Genomic DNA, 6,607 nt, shown 5'->3' with positions numbered 1-6,607 from the left:
AAATTGCAGGCATGTTTTTTAGGAAGGTATTCTATTCGGCTTCTGCCAGACCCCGCGGGTGCTTACGAACTTGGAAGCGTGGACCCGCCGAAGATTACGCATGTATCTTTGGCGGCAATGGGGGAACGGCCACAACCGTACAAGGAGCTGCGCCGTTGTGGCGTGCCAAAGCTCCGGGCCGCGGTTGCTGCTGGTTCACCGACGGGATTCTGGCGCATGTCAGGACACCCGGCGGTCCAACAGGCCCTGCGCAACCAACACTTCGAGTCGCTCGGTCTCCCCCGCCTCTATGTCTCTGTCGAAGCTTAATCCGGTCGAACCGCCGTGGTACGTGATCCGTATGCCCTGTGGTGTGGGAGGGGCGGCGCCGCGAGGCATCCCCCTATCCCGATCAATCCTGATTCTCAACAAGCCCTAGCGCGGAAATCATAGCAACCAATTTGTCCGGGCTGATTTCATCAGCCATCAACGCGGAATGCTCCAGGAGTGCAAGCAGATCATCCCTATGCTTCGAATGGTGGCCCTCCAAGTACATCTCAATCTTTCGCGCGATGACGTCCGCGAAGCTCGCCCGTGTCCCAAGAAGCGGATCATCAACTAACGCCGTTGGTCGCTCCTCTTCGAGAACCCAATTCATCGCTAAGGTCCCGTTCGACCCCAAGAACACGATCTCCAACTCCGCGCCGGCAGGTTGCTGGGAGGCGATGGAGAACCCCGCGTCTGCCAGAGCCCTTGTATCCTTGTCCACAGCTTCCATAAATGCGACCAAATTGACATGATGAACGTCAACATCATTCGGCACACGCTGGATGAATTGCGAAAGGACGCTGCTGCCGGCCACCCAACTATCTTTGCACCGGTTGGGCGAAATAGCCACAAATCCAGTGTGCATCACGTCGGAAATCATATCCTTATATCCTTCTTGGATATTGAGAACAGCCTGTAAATTACGTTCACGTGGGGATAGGTTCCGGACCGCAGCATCACACATGTGAGATCATTCGAAGCCGCAATGTGTTCAAGGAGATCGTCACGGGCATTAGTCCCGAATCCTAGAACGATACGACCTGTTTTTGTAAGGAACTTTGGGCCCTCCGACAAAAAACGCTTGAGCAAGTTATACCCTGGATCGATCGCGCCACGTTCGATGTCATCTACATACATGTAATCTTCTGCAGCGAAGTTCGACGGGTAATTCCAAAATACAATATCGAATCTCCTGCGACGGGGGATGTTTGTGAATAAATCGCTTTCGATAGCTTCCACGTTCTTGATGCCGTTTCTTTTGGCATTCTCCAATGTGTTCGCGACCGCCCTCTGGTTGATGTCGCAAGCTACTAACGACCGCGCACCACTTTTTGCCAACAGAAGGCCGGGAAGACCGAAGCCGCAGCCGATTTCTAATATGGTCTTTCCGGCGAATGGCGGGAAATTCTCGCTAATCCAACGCCAACCCTCGAAACTCTCAGGAGGAAAAACCCCTTCCAGTACGATCAGATCAAGCCCGAATTCCTGCAAATGGCGCGGGAAAGTGCCTTGTTGGCTTGTCCGCAGCGTTGTCCTGATACTATCGAGTTCGCTCATATGTGCTCCCCCAGATCGATGCGGTAGTCGTCGCTATCTGATTCAGGCTCGACGGCATCGACGGTTCGCTTCAGCAGGCAATGCCAAAGAGGCATTGAAAACAGACCAGCCTCAAGGACGAGGCGGTCCCAAGATGAGCGGACAGATGCGTGCTGAACAACGCCTTCTAGACCGGCTCGATCCCCATGAAGGTACCGGTGGACGGCCGTTGTCAGGCCCCTCTTTGATGCGAGTAGGAGTGCTTTGCCGTAACTTGATCTCGCGTGAGCAAAGGCGCTACCATCACCCCCATTGTCCGGCATCTGTACAGATTCCCTGTCGCAAAGAACGTTTAACAACATCTGGAAAGATGAATGGGCGATGTGGCCGGTATCCAGAGAATTCCAGGCGGCCACTTCGTTGCCCAAGGATTGGCGCCGAAGTATTGTCAGCTCGGCCTGCATTACTTCTGGACTGTCGCTCACATGGAGGAGGTTCGTCACGGGATTGTCGCAAAAAAAGAGACTGCGTACGGTGCCGCTTATAGCATGGGCCGGCTGTGTATTACCCTTTAGGCCTTGCGACAGGTGCAGCGCATTAGGTCCGCTCCAGATTGTGGCGCAAACCGGACGCATGTCGAACAAGTCCAGTACCAATGGCCAATGGTTCCCCCCGGTGGAATGTGTCAGGGAATAAAACGCATCGATCGATCTACGACTGTGGATTGAAAAGAATCGCTCCGCGAGTTCCAGGCCGGTTCGCCTGCGAATAAAATCGTCGAGCAGGCACGTGATTCCGGAGCGCGCGACTTCTGGGCCATAAACTACTAGTGCCGTGGAGGGCATCATGCCGCCCCCCCCAGATCCTCGGTTCCGATATAGGCTTTGCTGCTTCCGACGGTAATGTTGGTCGCTTTAACGCGCCTCCCTTCGAGCCAATCGGAGAGACGAGAAGAATGACGAGCGTTAATCACCACGCCGGGGAGGCGTTTCTGCGCCATGAACTGGACCGCGCACGCGTCAATCGACGTGTGGCCGAGAAGGAGAAGATCTTGAGCAGCGATCTGCTCTATAAGTGCAGCGGGATCTTCGGTTGCTCCACCACGATACACGCCATCAACATCTGTCAAAATCACCAGCCGTGGTGCCCCGGTGAGCCAAGCGACCCACGCGGCAACGGCATCGGATGTAACATCCCAACTCCATTCCACTGGATCAGCCGCAAACAGCAAACGGGAAGGTAGCAGGACTGGAATCTTTCCAACTCTCGCGAGATTTCGGCATTCACCTAGGCTGGCCGATGGAACAAGCTTGGAAGAGAAGGCGGTGTCCGCAAGCAAATACCCCGTTTGGTCCTGTGCTAGCGCACACGCATGATGCGCCGTAAACGAGTCCAATGGCTCGGCCGCATCAATCATTTCAATTGCTTTGTCCGGGATGCCGCCGCCCGGAACAAGTAGTATTCGATGACCGTCACCGGCGAGACGCTCAAGTTCAGCCAGTGCAAGCTTACACACGGCAAGGTCCCGCATGATGCTCCCGCCGAATTTCACAACAATCGAAAAGCCATATGGCGGAAAACCCTTTATTAAGCCGTCCATCGTTTCGCCCTCCCGCCCTCCGGCCAACACACGATCTAAGGGATTTTCGAGGTTAGATTTGGAAGCGCTGCCCAAACCTTTTGGAATGCGGCCGCGTACAATTTCATCACTTCTGCGCCGTTTGGCGGAGCCATCTCCGACACGCAAAACATAGTGTTCAGTAGCATCATGGTGTTTGGAAAATCGGTCCTTGACCATCTCTTGCTGACGTCCGGGAGATACTCAAAAACGGGCTTCGTCAGCCAAACCATGACAGGAACTCCCTCGGCTTGAAGGAGCTTAACGATGAAATCCCTGGCCGAGGGGCCACCTAGAAAACCGAGCTTTTCCGGCTCAAGACGAAGCGGGAGACTAAGCACGGATTGTTGATGAACTGCTGGATCGAAAAGAGGCAGAAGCCCTGAGAGATGGCCAATTTCCTGCCAGAGGAACATTGCGTTGCTTCGCCTTTTTTTGAGCTGCCGGTCTAGGCGCTTGAGCCTGTGGTTGGCTATGGCAGCAGAGAATACGTTGGGTCGGTAATTGTAGCCTTTCGAACTCGGGGAGAAAATTCTAGCCCCACATCGCGACGAGCTTGTCAGCGAAACCTTATCGACATGGTGAATCAGAGCAGGGTCCCTTGTCAGAACAAACCCAAGCTCACCCGCTCCGAGGTGTTTGGCCCCGTTTCCTGAGAGAGCAAGTGCGTCGGTCTCTAAGTAAGATCCATTGACAATGTTTTTCGCAACGCCAATCGATTGGCAGACATCGTCAATAATTGCCACGTCACCCGCTCGCGCAGCCAGCCTAAGATCCGGAACCAAAATGTTATTTCCGAACAGGTGAGTTATGAGCACCACCGCGTCCCCTGGCTCGATGAGGGCGGCCGCCATCTTCTGATCAACTCCCGCAAGGTTTGGCTCTACATCGACAAAGACCGGCTCGAGTCCGCTGATCGCGATGGGGCCGACGGCTCCTGGCCAGTTCAAAGCCGAGGTGACAGCTCGGCGGCCTCGATTCCGGTAATAGTCGAGGGCCACGTGAATAGCGGCTGTGCCGCTTCCAACAGCGCGCACAGACCAGTTGCCCGACCACTCCGCTAGGCGCTTTTCGAGCTCAGTGACAATAGGGTGATTGACGCGATGATATTTGCCGCTTTTGACAACACTGGCGAGCGCCTTCAGATGCTTGCGTTTGGCAGCTGGCCAGGGGACAACTCGCCCGGCCGGCACTGTAGGATTCCCTCCGAAGAGGGCGAGAGAAGTGTCGTTTTGGTGAACGCGTGTTGCGCTTGCTTCCGAGACTAAGCTTCCATGCTTATTCATATAGTCCTCCAGACGCTAGCCTGATGGTGGTGTCGACCATCGGTCACTCGCGAAGGCAGAGCCGAACCAACCCACCTTTCGTACGCTTTACGTTTCCAAGCGGAGGCTCGGCCCCGGCGGAACGCTCAAGAACAGAGAGTTCGCCCCTGAGAGGAAACCGGGTGCCGTGACACCCTTCGGTACGTTGAGTTCAGAAAGGCGGCTTCAAACTCGTGACCGGTGTTGTGAGGCGAGAATTATGCTCACAATGATCCGTATCAGATCTCACATGCTGTCTGCTTTCCTTCATTTCATCCGTTGCGTTTCGTACCACAGGAAGCTATTCGGCAGCTTCCGTTGCTTTGCATCAGGGATAGCTCAAAATTCGTGCCACTTGCCAAAGTTGATACTGTCGGCGAAGTCCGCACTTCGGGCTCAACCGATGGAGAGGGCCCTTGAATTCCTGGGTATTCAACCCACCGGGGGGGGTATTGCAAGTAGTTGCGTCCAGAACTTGCGAACTTTCAGTGACGATTCCTGAGGCAACGATGCGGGTCGCCAAAGCTGCTTTTGCGCAAGCCGGCTGGCTGACGATTTGAGGCCGATCTGCCATGGCCCTCAGCGGTCGTAGCTCTTTTCTGCTCGCCGCGACGCCATCCTGCCTGACCCTCATCACCTTACTTCAATTCGCCGAGGGTCTGTCGGATCGAGAAAGCGGCGGGATGCCGCGAGAAGCCGAGAAGCAGTATTGACTAAAATATCTGCTGGCTTTCTCGCTCACCGATTCCGACCTTGACCACACGCTTTGTGCGAATTTCGGGCGCGCCTGATTGCCGTTCGGGCTGAAGCGATACTGTCGGCGCTGTTCTCGACAAAGCCGCATCGCGCCATCTGGTGCGGCCTGACGGTCGTCAGCGCATCGCCCCCACAGTTTTGTCGCGGCGGTGCGTTTGCAGCATCTTTTGTGCCAAAGTATTTGGCGTCAGGATCTTGGCCCGCGAGGGAGCGGCACCGGCCTCACCGGGCGGCCGCGCTCGACATCAGTCGGCGTTATGACGCTTGTGGGGTAGATGTTCCTCCATTTCCGTACATCGGAAGGGGAGGTCCATGCCATCAAATGGGCAGTGCAGCGGGCCAGATATATGACTCTTGTGTGGATGCCAGCCGTTTTGCAGGGAAGATTTTGACGGTCTTGTGTCAGGCCTTGAGTTGCGGCCATGACCTGCCGCGGGCCGGTATGGTGATACGCGGATCAGGTCCACATCTAGAAAGCGAGCGCGAGGCTTGGTGCGTCATTCTGGTTTTCCTGATCCCGATCTGATAGATCATTTGCCCATTCGGACCCGGTTCAGGTGTGCTGCTGAATGCTCATGCAGGCACCGTTGCCGGATTTCGGTAATCCTCTTCCTTCCTCAGCATTGACGTTGCCCGCAGCTTTTATCCGACCCGAAGTTCGCTCAGGCGGTCGGTCTTGCCCTGTGGGGCGGGTTGAGCGACGGGCAAAGACGTGGAGCCGATCATGGTGCGTAGCGCCGTGTCCCGTCGCGGGCTGAAGGTGTTGGCGAACTCGAAGGATGTCTGCTACCCGAGCCGCGAATGTGGGCGATGGACGTTATAATCCGTTCGCCAACTGGCAAGCGCAGCGCGCGGCTGCGGCAATGAAGGGAACAGCGTCTCGTTCAGGAGTTCGTCGCGGAGGCGTCCGTTGAAGCTTTCCACGAAGGCTGCATTGGCTTGCCCGGTGCGATGTAATGCCATGCGACATGGCTCCCGTCTGCCCAGGCGAGGATGGCGTTGGTGGTCAGTTCACTGCCATTGTCCGACCATCTTCGGCTTGCCGCGCTCGATCATGGGGCGATCGAGTTCGCGCGCAACCCACACGCCGGAGAATGACGTGTCCCCGACCAACGCCAGGCATTCGGGCGTGCAATCGTCGACGATAGCCGGAACACGCAAGCGGCGACGGTCGGCCAGTTGATCGGAGACGAAGTCCAGCGACCATCGGTCGTTTGGCGCCACCGCAACCATCATCGGTGACCGCGCTCCAATCGCCCGCTTGCGTCTACCCCGCCGCCGCACGGCAAGCTTCTCCTCGCGATAGAGCCGGAACAGACGCTTGTGATTGACGACATAGCCTTCCCGGCGCGATGTGGCCGAACTC

At 56.2% G+C, this 6,607-nt stretch carries 6 protein-coding genes and 1 pseudogene; 1 reads left to right on the top strand and 6 read right to left on the bottom strand.

What is annotated here, in order from left to right:
- The first annotated feature begins 58 nt into the window (after positions 1 to 58).
- Complete coding sequence (locus tag NKH05_RS31080; RefSeq protein WP_353017453.1) at positions 59 to 418, top strand: hypothetical protein; 360 nt, start codon at positions 59 to 61, stop codon at positions 416 to 418.
- Here NKH05_RS31080 and NKH05_RS31075 read toward each other — a convergent pair.
- From NKH05_RS31075 to NKH05_RS31050, 6 genes and pseudogenes are all read right to left on the bottom strand, one after another.
- Complete coding sequence (locus tag NKH05_RS31075) at positions 392 to 907, bottom strand: hypothetical protein (RefSeq protein WP_353017450.1); 516 nt, start codon at positions 905 to 907, stop codon at positions 392 to 394. The genes NKH05_RS31080 and NKH05_RS31075 overlap by 27 nt on opposite strands.
- Complete coding sequence (locus NKH05_RS31070) at positions 904 to 1,584, bottom strand: methyltransferase (RefSeq protein WP_023802639.1); 681 nt, start codon at positions 1,582 to 1,584, stop codon at positions 904 to 906. The genes NKH05_RS31075 and NKH05_RS31070 overlap by 4 nt, the downstream gene beginning before the upstream one ends.
- On the bottom strand, positions 1,581 to 2,411 hold the full coding sequence (locus NKH05_RS31065; RefSeq protein ID WP_352983834.1) for a nucleoside-diphosphate kinase: 831 nt from the start codon (positions 2,409 to 2,411) through the stop codon (positions 1,581 to 1,583). The genes NKH05_RS31070 and NKH05_RS31065 overlap by 4 nt, the downstream gene beginning before the upstream one ends.
- Complete coding sequence (locus NKH05_RS31060; RefSeq protein ID WP_353017447.1) at positions 2,408 to 3,163, bottom strand: amino acid kinase family protein; 756 nt, start codon at positions 3,161 to 3,163, stop codon at positions 2,408 to 2,410. Before NKH05_RS31060 ends, NKH05_RS31065 begins: the two co-directional genes overlap by 4 nt.
- A 35-nt stretch (positions 3,164 to 3,198) precedes the next feature.
- Positions 3,199 to 4,467, bottom strand: a complete 1,269-nt coding sequence (locus tag NKH05_RS31055) for a DegT/DnrJ/EryC1/StrS family aminotransferase (RefSeq protein ID WP_353017444.1) — start codon at positions 4,465 to 4,467, stop codon at positions 3,199 to 3,201.
- A gap of 1,416 nt (positions 4,468 to 5,883) precedes the next feature.
- Positions 5,884 to 6,591, bottom strand: a pseudogene (locus tag NKH05_RS31050) (integrase core domain-containing protein); the annotation flags it as partial.
- Between the last annotated feature and the right edge of the window lie 16 nt (positions 6,592 to 6,607).

Source organism: Mesorhizobium sp. M1399, assembly GCF_040317735.1.
GTDB lineage: Bacteria > Pseudomonadota > Alphaproteobacteria > Rhizobiales > Rhizobiaceae > Mesorhizobium.
The sequence above is the reverse complement of the archived record's forward strand: the minus strand, read 5'-3'. Positions and strand labels throughout refer to the sequence as shown.